The sequence below is a fragment of the Hahella sp. HNIBRBA332 genome (assembly GCF_030719035.1).
In the GTDB taxonomy this organism is placed as follows: domain Bacteria; phylum Pseudomonadota; class Gammaproteobacteria; order Pseudomonadales; family Oleiphilaceae; genus Hahella.
In genome coordinates this window covers 4,873,066-4,889,288 of the sequence record NZ_CP132203.1, presented here as the reverse complement: position 1 = coordinate 4,889,288, position 16,223 = coordinate 4,873,066, and the positions used below count along the sequence as shown (strand labels likewise).

Annotated in this window: 14 protein-coding genes; 9 read left to right on the top strand and 5 right to left on the bottom strand. The window is 54.4% G+C overall.

What is annotated here, in order from left to right:
• Positions 1–68: 68 nt before the first annotated feature.
• Entirely contained in the window at positions 69–287 is a 219-nt protein-coding gene (locus O5O45_RS21555) for a hypothetical protein (RefSeq protein ID WP_305901396.1), read from the bottom strand.
• 67 nt (positions 288–354) lie between these two features.
• Positions 355–666, bottom strand: a complete 312-nt coding sequence (locus O5O45_RS21550) for a hypothetical protein (protein ID WP_305901395.1) — start codon at positions 664–666, stop codon at positions 355–357.
• Between the two features lie 273 nt (positions 667–939).
• On the opposite strand from O5O45_RS21550, the gene O5O45_RS21545 reads away from it, so the two are divergent.
• The 7 genes from O5O45_RS21545 (at position 940) to O5O45_RS21515 (ending at position 10,480) form a co-directional block, all read left to right on the top strand.
• Positions 940–1,953 carry a TAXI family TRAP transporter solute-binding subunit gene (locus O5O45_RS21545; protein ID WP_305901394.1) on the top strand — a complete coding sequence of 338 codons (1,014 nt, stop codon included), beginning with the start codon at positions 940–942 and terminating at the stop codon, positions 1,951–1,953.
• Between the two features lie 60 nt (positions 1,954–2,013).
• The gene (locus O5O45_RS21540) at positions 2,014–4,101 is read left to right on the top strand and encodes a TRAP transporter permease (RefSeq protein WP_305901393.1); all 2,088 of its coding nucleotides are present in this window, start codon (positions 2,014–2,016) and stop codon (positions 4,099–4,101) included.
• A gap of 242 nt (positions 4,102–4,343) precedes the next feature.
• Positions 4,344–5,870, top strand: a complete 1,527-nt coding sequence (locus O5O45_RS21535; RefSeq protein WP_305901392.1) for a type VI secretion system contractile sheath domain-containing protein — start codon at positions 4,344–4,346, stop codon at positions 5,868–5,870.
• A 90-nt stretch (positions 5,871–5,960) separates the two neighbouring features.
• Positions 5,961–6,722, top strand: coding sequence for a metallophosphoesterase (locus O5O45_RS21530; RefSeq protein ID WP_305901391.1), 762 nt, complete (start codon positions 5,961–5,963; stop codon positions 6,720–6,722).
• Between the two features lie 106 nt (positions 6,723–6,828).
• Entirely contained in the window at positions 6,829–8,361 is a 1,533-nt protein-coding gene (locus O5O45_RS21525; protein WP_305901390.1) for a right-handed parallel beta-helix repeat-containing protein, read from the top strand.
• A 128-nt stretch (positions 8,362–8,489) separates the two neighbouring features.
• Positions 8,490–8,966 (top strand): GNAT family N-acetyltransferase, encoded by a 477-nt coding sequence (locus O5O45_RS21520; protein WP_305901389.1) that lies wholly within the window; start codon positions 8,490–8,492, stop codon positions 8,964–8,966.
• A 242-nt stretch (positions 8,967–9,208) separates the two neighbouring features.
• A complete protein-coding gene (locus tag O5O45_RS21515) occupies positions 9,209–10,480 on the top strand; it encodes an immunoglobulin domain-containing protein (RefSeq protein ID WP_305901388.1) in 1,272 nt (423 codons plus the stop codon).
• 60 nt (positions 10,481–10,540) lie between these two features.
• Here the strand turns inward: O5O45_RS21515 and O5O45_RS21510 are convergent, their stop codons facing one another.
• From O5O45_RS21510 to O5O45_RS21500, 3 genes are read right to left on the bottom strand one after another with little or no spacing between them, the layout of a single operon-like run.
• On the bottom strand, positions 10,541–11,782 hold the full coding sequence (locus O5O45_RS21510; protein WP_305901387.1) for a vWA domain-containing protein: 1,242 nt from the start codon (positions 11,780–11,782) through the stop codon (positions 10,541–10,543).
• Positions 11,783–11,816: 34 nt separating this feature from the next.
• Positions 11,817–12,380 carry a hypothetical protein gene (locus tag O5O45_RS21505; protein WP_305901386.1) on the bottom strand — a complete coding sequence of 188 codons (564 nt, stop codon included), beginning with the start codon at positions 12,378–12,380 and terminating at the stop codon, positions 11,817–11,819.
• Positions 12,377–12,907: a PspA/IM30 family protein gene (locus tag O5O45_RS21500; protein WP_305901385.1), complete on the bottom strand. Its 531-nt coding sequence runs from the start codon at positions 12,905–12,907 to the stop codon at positions 12,377–12,379. The genes O5O45_RS21505 and O5O45_RS21500 overlap by 4 nt, the downstream gene beginning before the upstream one ends.
• Positions 12,908–13,076: 169 nt before the next feature.
• On the opposite strand from O5O45_RS21500, the gene O5O45_RS21495 reads away from it, so the two are divergent.
• Together O5O45_RS21495 and O5O45_RS21490 are read left to right on the top strand one after the other, a co-directional pair.
• Positions 13,077–13,811: a response regulator transcription factor gene (locus tag O5O45_RS21495; RefSeq protein ID WP_305901384.1), complete on the top strand. Its 735-nt coding sequence runs from the start codon at positions 13,077–13,079 to the stop codon at positions 13,809–13,811.
• Entirely contained in the window at positions 13,811–16,009 is a 2,199-nt protein-coding gene (locus O5O45_RS21490; protein ID WP_305901383.1) for a sensor histidine kinase, read from the top strand. The genes O5O45_RS21495 and O5O45_RS21490 overlap by 1 nt, the downstream gene beginning before the upstream one ends.
• The last annotated feature ends 214 nt before the right edge of the window (positions 16,010–16,223 follow it).

The following is a 16,223-nucleotide window of genomic DNA, read 5'->3' as shown; positions in this document are numbered from 1 at the left end:
GAAAGCGCTCACCCACGAGGAAGGCCGTCGGCTGAAATAAGGAAAGATTGTGCAAATTCAAAAGGCGCTTACGGCTTCTGTCTCGCCAGCTCCTTTCTGCGTCTTTCGTAGTCGTCGTAACTTTCATTCGCCTGCTTCATACAGGCTTCATACTGCGATTGTTCAATGTATTTTTCGCACTGTTGTCTTTGGTTTTCCCGTACGGCGTAGTAAGCCTGCTCGGTTGAGCAGGCCTGGGTAAGCAGTGCGCCGCCGACGAGGATAAGCAGTTGGGTGGCTCTATGCATGTCCATCTCCCTGTATTTTTTGCCTTGTGATTCAGATTGAGCTCGTAGAGTGCGACTCTTGGCCCCGCTAATTTTTCGGTCTGTATTTATCCATCACCTGATCAAGCCTGTCGTTGGTGATCTCTGGGTTGGCTTGTTGCAGGCAGGGTAAGAGCACGGATTTATTCATGCGCTCTCTGGCTTTTGTGGGCGTTTGACCCTGTGGAACCGGATTGACGTCGTTGAAACAGGCGATGAATTGGTCCGGCGTTACGCCCAATTCCCGGCTGATATCCGCGACAGGGCGCTTGGGATCGTTTTTAAGCATGGGCGCTTCCGCGGCCAGGGTCGGCAATGCGAAAAGGCACAGTGTGAGCGCCAGAATGCGTTGGTTCGGCATAGGAAACGTCTCCTCATTTAACGTTTTGTTACAGCTTGCATGCACTGATGGTGTCGTCACGGTTTTCAAGCATAAAGCCACATTCATTGGTCGATAAGCAAAATTTTGCCTATAAAGTTTTAACGATAAGCCAAAATTAGCTTATGGCGCTTTCTGTATTTTGGTTGGCTTCTTTATAAATCAGTAAGTTGTGTAAAGGTGGTAAGCGGCATGACCTTTGCGAAGCATTTGAACGCCTGTGACTTAAAAAAATAAAACTTTGAGGTATTCAGTATGAATCGGTATATCCGACTAATCTCTCTCACCCTTTCCGTTCTGTCCTTAACTGTGTTCTCGTCCGGCTTGCGCGCCGCTGAGGAGAAGAATTACATCATGGCGACCGCCAGCACAGGAGGCACTTACTATCCCGTTGGCGTCGCTATCGCCACCTTGACGAAAGTAAAGCTGCAGCCGACGCATAAAATCGGCATATCCGCCATCAGTTCCGCAGGGTCTGCGGAAAATATCAAATTGATGCGGGATAACGAAGCGCAGTTCTCTATTCTGCAGGGGCTTTTCGGCAAATATGCGTGGGAAGGCTCCGGCGTGTTCGCCAACGAGGGCAAGCAACGCAATATCCGCTCCATCACCATGCTATGGCAGAACGTGGAGCATTTCGTCTTGGACAACAAATACGCCAAAACCGGCACTATCAGCGATCTGATCAACGCCAAGGGCGAACGTCTGGCTTTGGGCTCCAAGAATTCCGGCACTATCGAGTCCAACCGCACGATCCTCGCCAACTTCGGTCTGGACCTGGATAAAGATTTTGACCTCCTTTACGCCGGCTACGGTCCCAGCAGTCAGGCGCTGCAAGACGGTAAAGTCGTGGGCATGGGTACGCCGGCTGGCGTTCCAGTAGGCGCTGTGATTAACGCCTTCGCGCAACGATCCGACATCACCTTGCTGTCTTTCACCCCGGAGCAAATTCAACAGGCGGACAATGGTTTCGACTTGTGGACGCCTTTCACGGTGAAAGCAGGCGTATACCCCGGCGTGAATAAAGATATCGTTACTATCGCCCAGCCTAACTTCCTGGCGGTGCGCGACGACATCGACGAGGAAACCGTTTATCTGCTGACCAAGGCGATTTACGAAAACCTCCCGTTCCTGAACAGCATCCATAAGGCCACCAGCGATATGGCGCTGGAAAAGGCGATCGCCGGCCTGCCGATTCCATTGCACCCGGGCGCAATTCGCTACTACAAAGAACAAGGACTGAATATTCCTGACCGGCTGATGAAATAACAGCCTCCATACCTGAGTCACAACGGGGGATGCGTCCCCCGCTTACTTTGGAGATTTGTAATGAGTCAGTCTGCAACGGAGTGGAGTCAGCTCCGTGACAGCCGCCTGTTTTTTTATGCGGCCGTCGTAGTGTCCCTGATCCATATTGTTATTAATATGACCGGTTGGATCAGCGGTTTTTGGCCAAACGTCATTCATTTCATTGGATTCGCCTGGTTATGCGTGGGCTGGTATGTCTCCAAAGACGCCAGCAAAACATTGAAGGCGTTCAACTATGCGTTGGCCGCGGCCGCAACGGCGGCGACGCTTTGGCTGTTTTTCAGCGAGGACGTCATATATGAACGTGGTCTTCATTTAATCTGGGCGGACTGGTTGGCCGGATGCGTGGTGGTGCTGTCTTCGTTAGAGTTGACCCGGCGCATGGCGGGCTGGCTGATACCAACGCTGATTATTATCGCGCTAGGCTACGTCGCATGGTGGGGGCAGTACCTTCCCGGCGTGTTCCGCTTCAGCGGGCTGAGTCTTGAAACCATCATGTTTCGCAGTCTTTTCGGCGATGACGGCATGTTTGGAAGCATCGCGACCATTTCCTCCAGCTTCGTAATGATGTTCATACTGTTTGGCGCCTTTTTGGTGCGCTCAGGCGCAGGGGACTTCATTATCGACCTGGCCAAACGCTCCGCAGGCAAGATGCACGGCGGACCGGGCTTGATCGCAGTCATCGCTTCAGGTTTAACGGGCACCATTTCCGGTTCCGCGGTGGCCAATACCGCCTCTACGGGCGTCATCACCATTCCTTTGATGAAAAAGGCGGGCTATTCGCCGCGTTTTTCCGCCGGCGTCGAAGCCGCCGCCTCTACCGGAGGGCAACTCATGCCGCCGATCATGGGCGCCGGAGCGTTTGTCATGGCCAACTACACTCAGATTCCTTACACGGATATTGTTGTCGTATCGTTTCTGCCGGCGTTGCTGTACTTCCTGACGATCGCGGCTTTTGTACGGCTACAGGCTAAGAAGGAAGGCCTGAAACCTATCGAGGACGATAACCCGGAACCGCTGTCAGTGTTGATGAAACGCGGCGGATACTCGTTTCTTGTGCCGATTGTCCTGCTGATTGGCCTGCTCATATGGGGATTGAGCCCCACCTACGCGGCGGGGTTCGCGATCCTGGCGGTGATTGCGTCCTCCTGGTTGACGCCCAACCGTATGGGGCTGGCGGAGATCTGTGAGGCGCTGGCGTTGGGCGCCAAGAATATGGTGATGACCGCGCTGTTACTGATCAGCGTGGGATTGATCGTCAACGTGGTAGCCACCACTGGCATTGGCAATACGTTCTCATTCATGATCGTGCAATGGGCGGGCGGACAATTGTGGATCGCCATCGTACTGATCGCCCTGGCCTCACTGGTACTGGGCATGGGGCTGCCGGTAACCGCAGCGTACATCATGGTGGCGACAATCGCGGCGCCGGCGTTGCAGCAACTGATTCTGCAAAACCAGTTGGTGGATTTGCTGGTGGCCGGACAATTGCCGGAGACTGCGCGAGTGACGCTGCAGTTTATGGCGGGAGTGACGGATGTGGATCTCAGTCAACCCATTCCTTACGATCAAGCCGCCGCGCTGGTGGAAGGCATCAGCCGGGATATCCTGCCGACGCTGCTGGATGTGGCGATTGCGCCGGAAATGATTACCTTGGCTCTGTTATCAGCCCACATGATCATCTTCTGGTTGTCTCAGGACAGTAACGTTACGCCGCCTGTCTGTCTGACCGCCTTCACGGCGGCGGCCATCGCCAAAACCTCGCCGATGTCGGCTGGTCTGTCCGCCTGGAGCCTGGCGAAAGCCTTGTATATCGTTCCGTTCCTGTTCGCCTATACGCCGTTTTTGAGCGGCGACTGGGGCGAAGCGCTGCAGATCTTCGTGTTCTCGGCATTGGGTTTGTACGCGTTCGCAGCTGTGTTCGTGGGATGGCTGGGGCAGGCGTTGAACCCCGTTATGCGTGTATTGGTTTGCGCCGCCGCGCTGCTGTTGCTTTGGCCGCTTTCGCTGTGGTGGCATCTTGGCGGCCTGGGGATGTTGATCGTACTGCGTCTACTGAACCGTGCGCGCAACCCATCCGGAGATGCGCCGCACATACAGATGCAATAATCCTTCAGCCTTCTGTTCAGGAAGGAGGGCATTCGCCAATTTCACACTAAGCCACGGATGGCTTCATTTCTCCGGCGCCGAAGCGCCTCCCTTTTCAACGCTTTTACTCTTTTTCACGACGCGGTATTCTCGACCGATTCAATTTGTATGACCGCGGACGCCGGGCGCGCCCGCTTTGCATAAAATATGGCGTCTAAACCCACCTCCAATGAGAGGCGGCGACAACCTCAAGGGAAGCTCTTATGTCCAGAACAACCATCAGCACGGGCGAAATTCAGTTTAAAACCAAAGATGCCGGCGACAAGAAAGCGACGCCAGCCAATCAACCCTGTCACATCGTGGTGTTGGGAGACTTCAGCGGCCGCGGACATCGTGGCCTGCATGAACCGGAGACGCTGGCGAAACGCAAAGTGATAGAAGTGGACCGGGATAATTATGATGACGTCTTTGAACAGATGAAGGTGGAGCTGGATATTCCCGTCATCGATGATGTCATTCGTTTTCGCGAGCTGGATGATATGCATCCAGATTACATCTATGACCGCACCGCGTTGTTTGAGAAGTTCAAAAGCCTGAAGCGTCGCCTCAAGAGTAATGAAACCTTCCAGGCGGCGGCGGAAGAAATCCGCGGTTGGAGTGGCTCCGCTCCGCAAGCGGAAGCGCCTGCTATGGAGGCTAGGCCGTCGAGTGTGGGCGCTTCCAATGACAGCGGTTCTTTGCTGGACAGCCTGCTGGACAGCACATCCGGCGTTCAGCGTTCCAGTAACGCGTTTGATGTGCGCACGCTGGTGCAGGAAATCTTTGCGCCCTATGTGAGCCAGGGGCCCGATCCCCGCCAGCAGGAAATGTTGGAAGCGGTGGACCAAGCCGCCAGCGACCTGATGCGCAAAATCATGCATCACAGCGCTTTTCATGCATTGGAAGCGAGCTGGCGCGGGCTGTATCTGTTGGTGCGCAGGCTGGAGACGGATGCAAACCTGCGTGTTTTTATTGTCGATGCGACGCGCCAGGAGTTGATCGCTGACGCGAACTCCGCCGAATCCATCGACGAGACGGGCCTGTACAAGTTGCTGGTGGAGAAGCGAAGCGCCAGCGGCTCCGCGCCATTCAGTATGATTCTCGCTGATTACGCCTTCGGACCGGAGACAGAGTCTCTGAACTTCCTTTCCACGCTGGCGGGCTCCGCCCATGTAGTCGGAGCTGCGGCCCTGACTGGCGGCTCCGTAGCACTGGCGGGGTGCGGCGATCTGGCGGCGACGCCTGATCCGGATGACTGGGTTGACGCTGTCGATGCGGCATTCTCTGAACACTGGAAAACGGTGAGGGAACAGGTTTGCGCCGGCAGTCTGGCGCTGGTGGCGCCGCGAGTATTGCTGCGCATGCCTTATGGCAAACGCACCTCCCGCACGGAGCGTTTTGACTTTGAGGAACTGCCGGAGCGTAACCGACATTCTTTCTACCTGTGGGGCAATGGCGCCTGGTTGGCGGTGATGCTGCTGGCGCAACACTATACAGATTTCGGCTGGAATTTTGCCCCGGGTAAAAAGCAGCAGGTGGACCGTCTGCCATTGCATGTATACAGCGAAGATGGCGAATCCGTAGTAACGCCCTGTGCGGAGATCAACATCACCGACTCGGCGGTGAGAGCCTTGAGTCAGGTCGGTTTGATGGCAGTGCGTTCCATCGTAGGGAAAGACAGTGTATTGATACCCAATTTCCACTCGATTGCAGCGGCGAGCCCTGACCTTAACGGTCCTTGGAACGCGTGAATTAATGGTCGCCTGACACCTTGAGAAGGGGGCTCAGGCGCTCTCTCTGTCATGAGACAGATGTAGGGCGAGCAAGTAAGCAGCAGTAGTATGAAAATAAGAGTATTAAGCGATCTCCATTTGGAGTTTGAGGACTTCGCTTTCGATATCGACGATGTGGATGCGCTGGTCCTGGCTGGGGACATACATGTTGGCGACAAAGGCGTGCGTTGGGCGCTGGAGCAGAGTCCGGCGAAGCCGATCATTTATGTACTGGGGAATCACGAGTATTACCGGCATATCTACCCGAAACTGGCTAGAAAGTTACGAGAGATGACGCAGGAAACGCATGTTCATGTGCTGGAGAATGAGTCCGTGGCGCTAGGCGACGTCGTTTTTTTCGGATGTACGTTGTGGACGGACTTCGAGTTGCTCTGCGATCCACGTGTGGCGGGTTATGAGTGCCAACAGGTGATGAGTGATTTTCGTAAAATTCGCAGAGAACCCGGCTACTCCAAAGTGCGCTCATTGGATTTGGCGGTGATTCATACTCGCTCGCTGCACTGGCTAAAAGGCGCCTTCGCCCATTGCGACGAGACGCATCCAACCAGCCGGCGCGTCGTTATTACTCACCATGCCCCCACGAGTCACTCACTGCCGTCGCATAGGAAAAATGACATCATCAGCTCAGCGTATGCTTCCAATCTGGAGCCAGTGATCGAATCCTTGCAGCCGAGCCTGTGGATTCACGGGCATTTGCATAACAGCAGTGATTACCAGATAGGAACCACTCGAGTTGTGTGTAATCCCCGCGGCTATCCCGGCGAACGCAATCCGGATTTTGATCCGGCTTTCACGGTCAGCCTTTTATAATTCAGCAGCTAAAACAGGTCTATCCATATCCATGTGACGGAAGTGGCGGCACTCTGGACTGCATGAGCACGGAAAAATATCAGGTACAGGTATCAGGTACAAATAAATGAAAAAATACAGCAAAAGCTTATCTCTGGCGCTCTTTCTATTGTCCGGAATAGCGAATGTGAGGGCGGAGGAGTGCGTCAATCTGGATAGCCTTCCCTCCAGCAATATCGATAATGAAAGGCTCATTCTCGTTTCCGAAAGCATTGCATTATGTCCTCAGGAAGAGGTGATTCGGGGGACGCGATTCAAGCTAAAAGCATCCAATATTACGTTGGACTGCGGCGGTAATACCTTTGACGGAACTATCCCTTCTACGACTGAAAAAACGTCAAGAGCAGTAGACTCGGCTGAAGCATTGGAGAATGTAAGCATCGAAAACTGCGTATTCAAAAATTATCAAAAAGGGCTACTTCTGACCCCCGCGGCGCTAGGGATCGGCGGCGCGAATTACGCAACGGGACTTAAACGGTTTCGAGTGAAAAATGTTGCGATCAAAGACATTGGCGTTTATGACGCGAGTAACCCGCTTGGAGGAGAAGGCCTCATTGTCGGTCCATACAGTCAGGATTTCTTGCTTGATAATGTTGTCGTTGAAAATACGAGACTGTCAGGGATCTATCTGGAGGCATACAGCGTCCGAACACGCGTGACCAACTCCAGCTTTATTCATAATGGATTCTCCGGCAGCGCTTCCGGACGTGAAGCCATCGCAATCGACGCCTCCTCTGAGAACGTCATTTCCAACAACTTGTTTAAAGACAATAAGTACGCAGCGATAGCAACCTATAAAAATTGCGGCGAGGCTGGCGTTACACGGACTATGCATGCGAATGACAACCTCATTGAACGCAATACGTTTAGCTATCACGACAACTACAACGGCGGCGCGGCGATTATTATTGCTGCGCGACAGGCGGCTGCGTTATCCGGCTGCTCGGACGATGCGATGCCGGGATATGGCAACCGATACTTTGATTACTCCAGACACAATGTCATAAGGGAAAATGCGTTTGTAAACAATGTCGCCTCCATAAAGGTAATGGACAGCTTTCAAACCATTTCCGGCAATACCTTTCACGGCACAAGCTGGAACGATCTGAGCGACCCGAATGTAAAACACAAAATGGTGTATGACGCTGTCGTCGGGAACGCGCAACTGGTGGAGCTAGGCTCTCCAGTCATTGGCGTCAGCATTCTCGATAATATCACTCGCACTTCAACGACAAATGTAAGTGGCAAGACGTTTGTGCTTAATCATGGCGCCGCTGCCGCGTTTGCGGGGAACCGGGATCAAAACTACCGCTGCCTTCCCGAAGAAAAAAGTCCGGGGAATGCCTGCGCGGAGCTGGAGACGCTACCTCCGCCTAACCGATGTGAGGTCGCGGTAACCAAGTGTCCTGCACACCCGCGGGAGAACTGGCTGGATGCAACCTATGGCTCCAACGTGATTCAGTCCACATGCGCGGCCAGAGCCAGGCAGCTCTGGGATTGGTGTCGTCTTGATGATTCTGATTCTTACTCTGTGACGACAGAGTTCTTCAGAAATAATGTTTCTCTTGAGACAACAACATACAACGGCGCAAAGCGCTAAATAAAAGGGATGCGCCTGGACGGCGATAAGCTGCGGAAGTCAGGGCCTGGCGCGTGCGGGTCCTGTTGTTTCAGGCAAACGGAAGGGCGCTATGCCTCTACTGGATTAATGGTTAGGGCGATCTTGTTGTGAATATTGATGTGATTGATTACGACTCTCAGTATGCCGTGGCGGTGGCTGATTTATTTCATGGGGCGGTGCATGGCGTCGACTCACAGATGTACACCCCTGAGCAGAGGGAAGCGTGGGCTCCGACGCCGCCTGATTATGATAAATGGAAAGCCAGACTGGATATCAAAAAGCCATTTTTGGCGATAAGCGATGGGCGTCTGCTTGGTTTTATCGAGCTGGAGGCCGATGGCCATATTGATTGCCTGTACACCCATGTTGAGTTTCAGCGGCGTGGTGTGGCGGCCCGGCTCTATCAGCGGTTGGAGCGGGAGGCGATTGACGCAGGTATGACGCGCCTTTATGTAGAAGCATCAAGGGCTGCGCGCCCATTTTTCGAGTCAAAAGGCTTTGTAACGACGCAACTTAATGAAATACAACGCAACGGTCAGATACTGGTTAATTTCACAATGGAAAAGAAGTTAACAAAACGCTAGCACATTTGGTTTTTTTATATCCATTTGATCTTATCGTCGTTATTTACAGAGTAAATCCTTTACTAAACTGTAAATAATGGCGCCGCATAAATAGTGCTTTTTGGATTTTGCGCCCAAACGGACGAGAACAGCCCGCATATTTATTCACGCCAGAACAACATATCCGTCGCAGCCCGAAGTCATGCGCAGTGAAGCGCCAGGAGGCGAGTCGGCGGGAAGTATCCTCAGAGGGGGGAGTGGACATGGCGGAAGCACCCGTATCATCGTCAGATAAGACCCGTTTAGGGGACCTGTTGCTTGAGCGGAATCTCATCACCCAGGAGCAACTGGAAAGGGCGATGTCTTTGCAGAAGACATCCCATAAGAAGCTGGGTGAGATCCTGGTCGAAGAACATTTGGTGTCAGACCGGCAAATACGGCGCACTCTTAAGATTCAGCGTAATTTACGACGCACCGTACTGACATCCGTTTTAACTTTGTCCCCGTTATTCCTGGCAGGGTGCGGGGGCGCGACGCCGGCCAGCGCCGCGCCAAAAACACAGACTTCGACGGAGAGTTCCATCACTGTTTCAGAAACGGAACTGAGCGGCGATACGGTGCTGGATTCGTCTTACACCACTTCTACTAAGGGCGGTAAAGGCGGGACCAAGGGAGGAGGCGGAAGATGGGGCGACGGCGGTTCGACCGACACGACCACGGATACATCGGGATCAACGGATACGTCGACTACGGATACATCAACAACTGACGCCTCCACTACGGACACAACGTCGACCGACACGACAACCACGGACTCATCCAGTACGACGACTGATACGACTGCTTCAAGCAGCGATCAGACTACGGACGCCAGCACTACTGATACGTCGTCGAATCAGACCACCACGACTGACACGACCAGTACGACTGACACGTCCAGTACAACCGATACCACGGCGACGACGGATACATCCACCACAGATACTTCCACAGACCAGACTCAGACTGATGGGGTGGATATCGTTATTTCTCTACCGCCGGCTTCACAGACAGCCTCCGTGGGTTCTTCCGTTACCCTGAACGTTAGCGCCACCGGCAGCAATACGCTGTATTATCAATGGCGTAAAAACGGTCAGAATATTCCTGATGCGGTGACCTCCAGCTATACCATTCCCAATGTGAGCGAAGCGGACGAAGGCAGCTATGACGTCATGATTGGCAACGAAAGCGGTGTTGTGATCAGTGATGCGGCGATGCTGGATGTCGTGGTCGATCGCACTGCGTTGCTGAGCTGGACGCCCCCGGCGACCCGGGAAGACGGTAGCGTGCTTGCCGCATCGGAAATCCAGCTATACCGGATCTATCATTTGTCTGAAGACGGCTCCGTGGAAACAGTATATGAAGCGTCGCCGGATGAAATCAGCTTCTCCTTCGACAATCTGCCCGTCGGTACCCACTACTTCGCCGTGTCGGCTGTGGATGTAAATGGGCTGGAGAGCGACACGTCAGATATTGTGATGAAAAAAGTCTTATAAAAAACAAGGGCGGAATATCCGCCCTTTTTACTTCCCTTACTTCTATTACCCTCACATCCCTCAGTAAGCTGGCGCGCTCTCGTATTGGATGCCTTTTTCCGCCGCCTGGGCTTTAACTGTTGAGTAAATTTTGTAGTCCAGGGATTCTTCTTCTGCGCCGCTGTCTTTGAGTTTCTGTTCGATAAATTCCTGGCGCTGGCGTGATAGATCCGCAATTTGCGTGCGCAGGGCATCGCGTTTTTCCGCCGTTTCCTTGATGACTTTCGCCTGTTCGTCTTTTTCCAGCGCTTGTAACGGGGCGGGTAGCGTCGCCGGGGCGATATTGTCCAGGTCGACGCGGCCGCTGCTAATGTCATCGACCAGCTCGCTTTCCGCGAGGAAGTTGCCTTCACCCGCGGCGGATGCATTAAAGGCGGCCCGTTTAGCCAGTGCGGCATCGGAGCTGACTGCATTCAGTTTGTCCGTGGCGGCGCTTTTGGCGGCGAGCGCCTTACGTTTTTCTTCCGTGCCGTAGAACATACGGGTCTTGTCCATTTCTCTGGATAGGGAAGCCAACTGCTCATCAAATGGCGTGGCCACCGCGACAGCCTGACCGGATTGCTCCACCTGGAAGAAGGAGCCCTGGTTCAACTGCGCAATGCGGCGCCATTCTGTCTGCGTAAAAGGATCGTCGCCCGCCTGGATGGTGTTGACGACGATGCCCTTGGTCAGTGCGTCTTTCAATGTTTGCGGGTATTGCTGTTCGTTCTGATAGTCCATGTGCGGAGGCGCGTCGCCAACCAGAAAGATGACCCGATAGCTGTCTTTATCCTGACTCCAGGAAATCTTGTGCACGGCGTCGAACAGCGCTTGATTGACGCTTTCTGGACCGTCGCCGCCGCCTTCAGCCTGGAAGTCCATTAAGGTGGCGTACATGGAGTCTAAATCCGGCGAAAGGTCGATGACGCGGGTGATATAACTGTCTCCACGATCCCTGAAGGCGACCAGCCCCATTTTGATTTCTGGAGCGGGTTGCGCGGAAGCCATGGTGCTGGCGATGGACCAGATGTTTTCTTTCGCCGCCTGAATCAGACCACTCATGCTGCTGGTGGTGTCCAGAGCGAACACGACTTCAATTTTGGCCCGCTTCTCATTAATTGTCGCGATCGGGTTCGTTGTGGTGATGGGGTCCGTTGTCGTGACTGGATAGGTAATCTGGTTGACTGCCGGCTTCGCAATGGCGAGGTTTTGCAGCGTAGGGTAAAAGGCGACCACGCCGGCGGTGGCTGCAAACAGGGTGAAGGCGAACAGTTTCGATTTCATGGTTTAGTTCCTCCAATAAATGAATGAGCCGATGTCAGGAATGTCTGGATAGACGGCGCAAGGCGGCGTCCGCATTGCGATAGGCGCGTTCGAAATCTTCGTTGCTGACGGGAGCTTCGCCGCGTCCTGACGCAGACAGTTTGCGAGGGATGTAAACGAAGGCCGCTTGCACGAGAAAGAACGTCCAAAGAGCCAGAAACAGGCTGTGTGTATGTAGCGCGGCGACCAGGGCCGCTAGCAGGGCGGCGCCATTGAGGAGCGCATCCAGCGCCGCGGCGATCAGGCTGTCGTGAATATACAGGCATCGCGTCAGCCAGATGGCGGCTGTTTGTATTGTCAGCCAGACCCAAACGCCGGGGTTAAGCAAGAACAAAGCGGCGGTCGCGGTCATCCAGGCGGCGAACACGACCAGGCGTCCGGTGCGGGCGCGACTATCGCGCAACAAGATCACCACATACGCCAGTCCCAGTGCGGAAATGAGCAATCTGAGTCCGAATCCTTCGCCAACCAGTGGCGCGAACAGAACCAGCGCCAACGCGCCGAATATACTGAGCGCCAGCGCAATTGCCGCGCCGCGCCAAAAGGTAGTCTTGCTCATGATGCCCTCCGCTTTTGTTGCTCGCGCAGCATTGCCAGATCAATGTCTTCCTCGGTAATGCTGACGTCTTTGTTATCCCAGGCCTTGGGCTCGACGCTGTGATCGGCCTCGAACAGCGCGGCTTTCTGGCGCATGCTCTCAAGCCGACGACGCTGATCGCAGAGTAATGAGGTTTGAGAGGTAATGGCGTCGGTCAGTTGGCTGGCCTGCTGACGGAATTGCGACAGCAGCAGCTCGCCTTCCAGTTTGCGACGGAGCAGATTGCGGGCGAGGTTTTCATTCTCCGCCTCAAAGCAAAGGTCCAGTTGAGCGTCGAGTCCGTTCAGGGACTTTTCCACCTCTTTGATGCGATTGCCAACCTGCTGTATCTCATACTCTTTTGCTTGCAGCTTACGCGCGTTTTGCGATACTTCTTCCTCCATTTCCCGTATCGCCTGACGCAGAAGGGCGTCGGGTTCTTCCAGGCGGTCCAGCACGGCGTGCATATCCGCTTTAAATAAACGAGTCAGTCTGGTGATCAGCGCCATGTTCGTCTCCTTGCAGGGTGTTCGTTGATGTGTTTCCAGTCTAAAAAGGAGAGCGCCGGCGTCGTAGACAGGCTTTTGTAAAACCTTCGCCGCGCTGTTTACAAAGAATTTACATGGCGTGACGGCTCTTGTTGTTAGACTCGTTTGTAACTACATTCCTATCGCGAGAATGTTCTTTTCGGTACTGGTTGAGGTGGAGATGCAACGCAAAGCGCGCATTCTGATCGTGGAAGATGAAACGGCGATTCGCACCGGTCTGGTGGATGTCTTCGTTTACCATGGCTATGAGGTGGATTTCGCCGTGGACGGCGACGAAGGTCTGAGCAAGTCGCTGAATGGCGCTTATGATCTGATCCTGCTGGATGTAATGTTGCCGGGTAAAAACGGCTACGAGATATGTGAAGCCGTGCGCCTTAAGGACCGCGATCAACCCATCATCATGCTGACCGCCAAGTCTTCCGACGAAGATGTCATCCATGGCCTGTCACTGGGGGCCGATGACTACGTCGCCAAACCTTTTTCCGTGGCGCAATTAGTGCTTCGGGTGCAGGCGGTATTGCGACGCTCTCGCTCCACGACGCTGGATGACGCCCATATTCGTCTGGTTGGCGGTCTGGAGATCGACACCCTGAATCTGAGCTCTCAACGCAAGGGCGAGGACGTGGCGTTTACGCGCAGGGAGATGGATGTCCTGCAATATCTGCATGAGCACAGCGAGCGTCCGGTATCACGAGAAGAGTTACTGAACAAGGTCTGGGGTTACGCTAGGGATCTGGATATTGAAACCCGCACCGTCGATATTCATATCGCCAAGTTGCGTCGTAAGATTGAAGACGATCCCAAACAGCCGCAGCGGCTGGTGACTGTGCGCGGCGGCGGCTACCGCCTGATGACGGAGTCCTGATGGCCGCCTCGCTGCGACGTGGACTTACGCCGGGACGCCTGCGCCTGTTCCTGGCGGTTTTGTTTTTGGCTCTGCTGATCCCCTTTGCGGTATTGGTTTGGCAGACCCAGCAACAGATCAAGTGGGAGGCGTTTCATCAATACCGCTTGTTGGCGGAGGAGTTGTCACAGCGTATCGACTCTGAACTGCAGCGCTGGATCGCCGTGGAAGAAGCGCATTCTTACGCGGATTATCAGTTTCTGGTTTTAACCGGCGATCCCAATACGTCCAGTTATGTGCAGCGCTCTCCTTTGGCGTCGTATCCAGTGGAGTCGTCTATTCCAGGGCTGCTAGGGTACTTTCAAGTGGATGCGGAAGGCGTGTTCTCCACGCCGGCGACCCCCGAGACGCTGGATAACCCAGAGCGTTGGGGTCTGAGTGCGGAGGAGCTGACTCAGAGAACCGCATTGCGCGACACCTTGTTGGATATTCTCAGCCAGAATCAATTGGTGCAACGTCGCAGGGCGGATGACAAGCCTCTCAATTTGATGGATGAAGACACAGGCTTGGCGGATGCGGCGGGGACATCCTCAAGTCGATTCAGTTCGTCATACGAGTCTGGACTGGGTGGCGTGAACGAGAGCGCCGATTCTGGCGGCGCCATTGATACAGAGATGGACAGTCTGGCTATGGCTGAACCAATATCAACGCCAGCCGCGCCGGCTGCGCAGGAGAAAGAAATCACCCAAGCGCAGGCGCAGGCGCAGGCGCAGGCGCAGGAAGAATACAAAGCCAAATCCCCGCCGGTATACGCCCAGCAGGCGTTTGATAATCTAAACTCGCCGGTGTTTGAGCAACGACAGCGTAGCCAGAGTGATAAGCGCCTGGAAGACCTCAAGCTACAGAGCAGCTTCAAGAAAGAAAACGTCGCGAGCAAGACCCTGTCGAAGGCGGCAGGCGTTTCAGCGCCGGCCCCTAATCGAGCCACGCGCATAGAGCAGACCGCGTTGGTCGAGGAAGTGGAGTCCGAAGCGGCCCCTGGCGAACCCGCCGTCGCTGCGCCCAAAGTCAAAATCTTCGAGAGTGAAGTCGATCCCTTGGAGCTGGCCTTGTTGGACAGCGGCCAGTTTGTGCTGTTCAGAAAAGTCTGGCGTGACGGTCAGCGCATTATTCAGGGGGCGATCATTGAGCAGAACGCCTTTATCGAAGGCGCGATGGCTCAGGCGTTTCAAGGCGCGGCGCTGGCGCAGATGAGCAATATGGTGGTGGCGTTTCAGGGAGATATCCTGCAAACGGTCTCCGGCTCCGTCAGACGCGGCTACATGGACCAAAGCGATGAATTAAATGGCGAGCTGTTGCATCAGGTGCGCTTGTCAGCACCCCTTGGCGACTTTCAGTTGCTGTGGTCGATTAACCGTCTTCCGGCAGGCCCCGGCGCTCGGGTAGTCATCTGGGCCAGTGTGATTCTCGGCGGCGTGCTGCTGCTGGGATTCATCATGTTGTATCGGCTTGGCTTGCGGCAGATCAAACTAGCGCGACAGCAGCAGGATTTTGTTTCCGCTGTCAGCCATGAACTGAAAACGCCGCTGACCTCTATTCGCATGTACGGCGAAATGCTGCGGGAAGGCTGGGTAGGCGAAGAGAAAAAACGGGAGTACTACGACTTTATTCATGATGAGAGCGAGCGACTTTCCCGCCTCATCGCCAACGTGCTGCAACTGGCTAGAATGGAGCGTAACGACCTGAAGCTGGAACTCAAGCCTGTCGGAACCCAGGCCCTGATGGACATGGTGCGCTCCAAAATCAGCAGTCAGGTGGAACGGGCCGGGTTTGAGTGCAGCTATGAGCTTGATCCTTCCTGTGCGGGCAGAGAGTTGCACGTAGACGCAGACGCCTTTGTGCAAGTGATCATCAATCTGGTGGATAACGCCATTAAATTCTCCGCTAAATCCGAGCGTAAACGTATTGAAATCCACGCCCGGCCCAGAGGCGCCAAGTCCGTCGCCTGGAGCGTCAGGGATTACGGCCCTGGCGTTCAGAAAAGCCAGATGAAAAAGATCTTTCAACTGTTCTACCGTTCCGGCAATGAACTGACCCGCGAAACCGTCGGCACCGGAATTGGGCTGGCGCTGGTGCGACAGCTGACCCGCGCCATGGGCGGCGAAGTCGACGTGCTCAACCGCAGCCCGGGCGCGGAGTTTGAAGTGGTGTTGAGTTGACGCCAGAATAGGTGGCTAACGGTAATATTCCATATAGAATAGTCACTTATCTGTTTTAAGACTTGTTGCAGGACGCAAACGATAATGTATCCCCGCTTCGCTTGTTGCGAACTTATCCCACGACTATTTAGTTCTCCTCTGCGCTACAGCTGGTTAGCCGCGAATACCAACCTCCTCTGAACTATTTCCCTCCAGGCGCAGTAGGCTGTCGCTG

What these genes read in the sequence shown, in the direction of transcription:
- O5O45_RS21490 (WP_305901383.1), top strand. Translation starts at nt 13,811, where the DNA reads ATGGCCGCCTCGCTGCGACGTGGACTTACGCCGGGACGCCTGCGCCTG.
- O5O45_RS21550 (WP_305901395.1), bottom strand. Translation starts at nt 666, where the DNA reads ATGCCGAACCAACGCATTCTGGCGCTCACACTGTGCCTTTTCGCATTG.
- O5O45_RS21510 (WP_305901387.1), bottom strand. Translation starts at nt 11,782, where the DNA reads ATGAAATCGAAACTGTTCGCCTTCACCCTGTTTGCAGCCACCGCCGGC.
- O5O45_RS21545 (WP_305901394.1), top strand. Translation starts at nt 940, where the DNA reads ATGAATCGGTATATCCGACTAATCTCTCTCACCCTTTCCGTTCTGTCC.
- O5O45_RS21495 (WP_305901384.1), top strand. Translation starts at nt 13,077, where the DNA reads ATGTTCTTTTCGGTACTGGTTGAGGTGGAGATGCAACGCAAAGCGCGC.
- O5O45_RS21525 (WP_305901390.1), top strand. Translation starts at nt 6,829, where the DNA reads ATGAAAAAATACAGCAAAAGCTTATCTCTGGCGCTCTTTCTATTGTCC.
- O5O45_RS21540 (WP_305901393.1), top strand. Translation starts at nt 2,014, where the DNA reads ATGAGTCAGTCTGCAACGGAGTGGAGTCAGCTCCGTGACAGCCGCCTG.
- O5O45_RS21555 (WP_305901396.1), bottom strand. Translation starts at nt 287, where the DNA reads ATGCATAGAGCCACCCAACTGCTTATCCTCGTCGGCGGCGCACTGCTT.
- O5O45_RS21535 (WP_305901392.1), top strand. Translation starts at nt 4,344, where the DNA reads ATGTCCAGAACAACCATCAGCACGGGCGAAATTCAGTTTAAAACCAAA.
- O5O45_RS21505 (WP_305901386.1), bottom strand. Translation starts at nt 12,380, where the DNA reads ATGAGCAAGACTACCTTTTGGCGCGGCGCGGCAATTGCGCTGGCGCTC.
- O5O45_RS21515 (WP_305901388.1), top strand. Translation starts at nt 9,209, where the DNA reads ATGGCGGAAGCACCCGTATCATCGTCAGATAAGACCCGTTTAGGGGAC.
- O5O45_RS21530 (WP_305901391.1), top strand. Translation starts at nt 5,961, where the DNA reads ATGAAAATAAGAGTATTAAGCGATCTCCATTTGGAGTTTGAGGACTTC.
- O5O45_RS21500 (WP_305901385.1), bottom strand. Translation starts at nt 12,907, where the DNA reads ATGGCGCTGATCACCAGACTGACTCGTTTATTTAAAGCGGATATGCAC.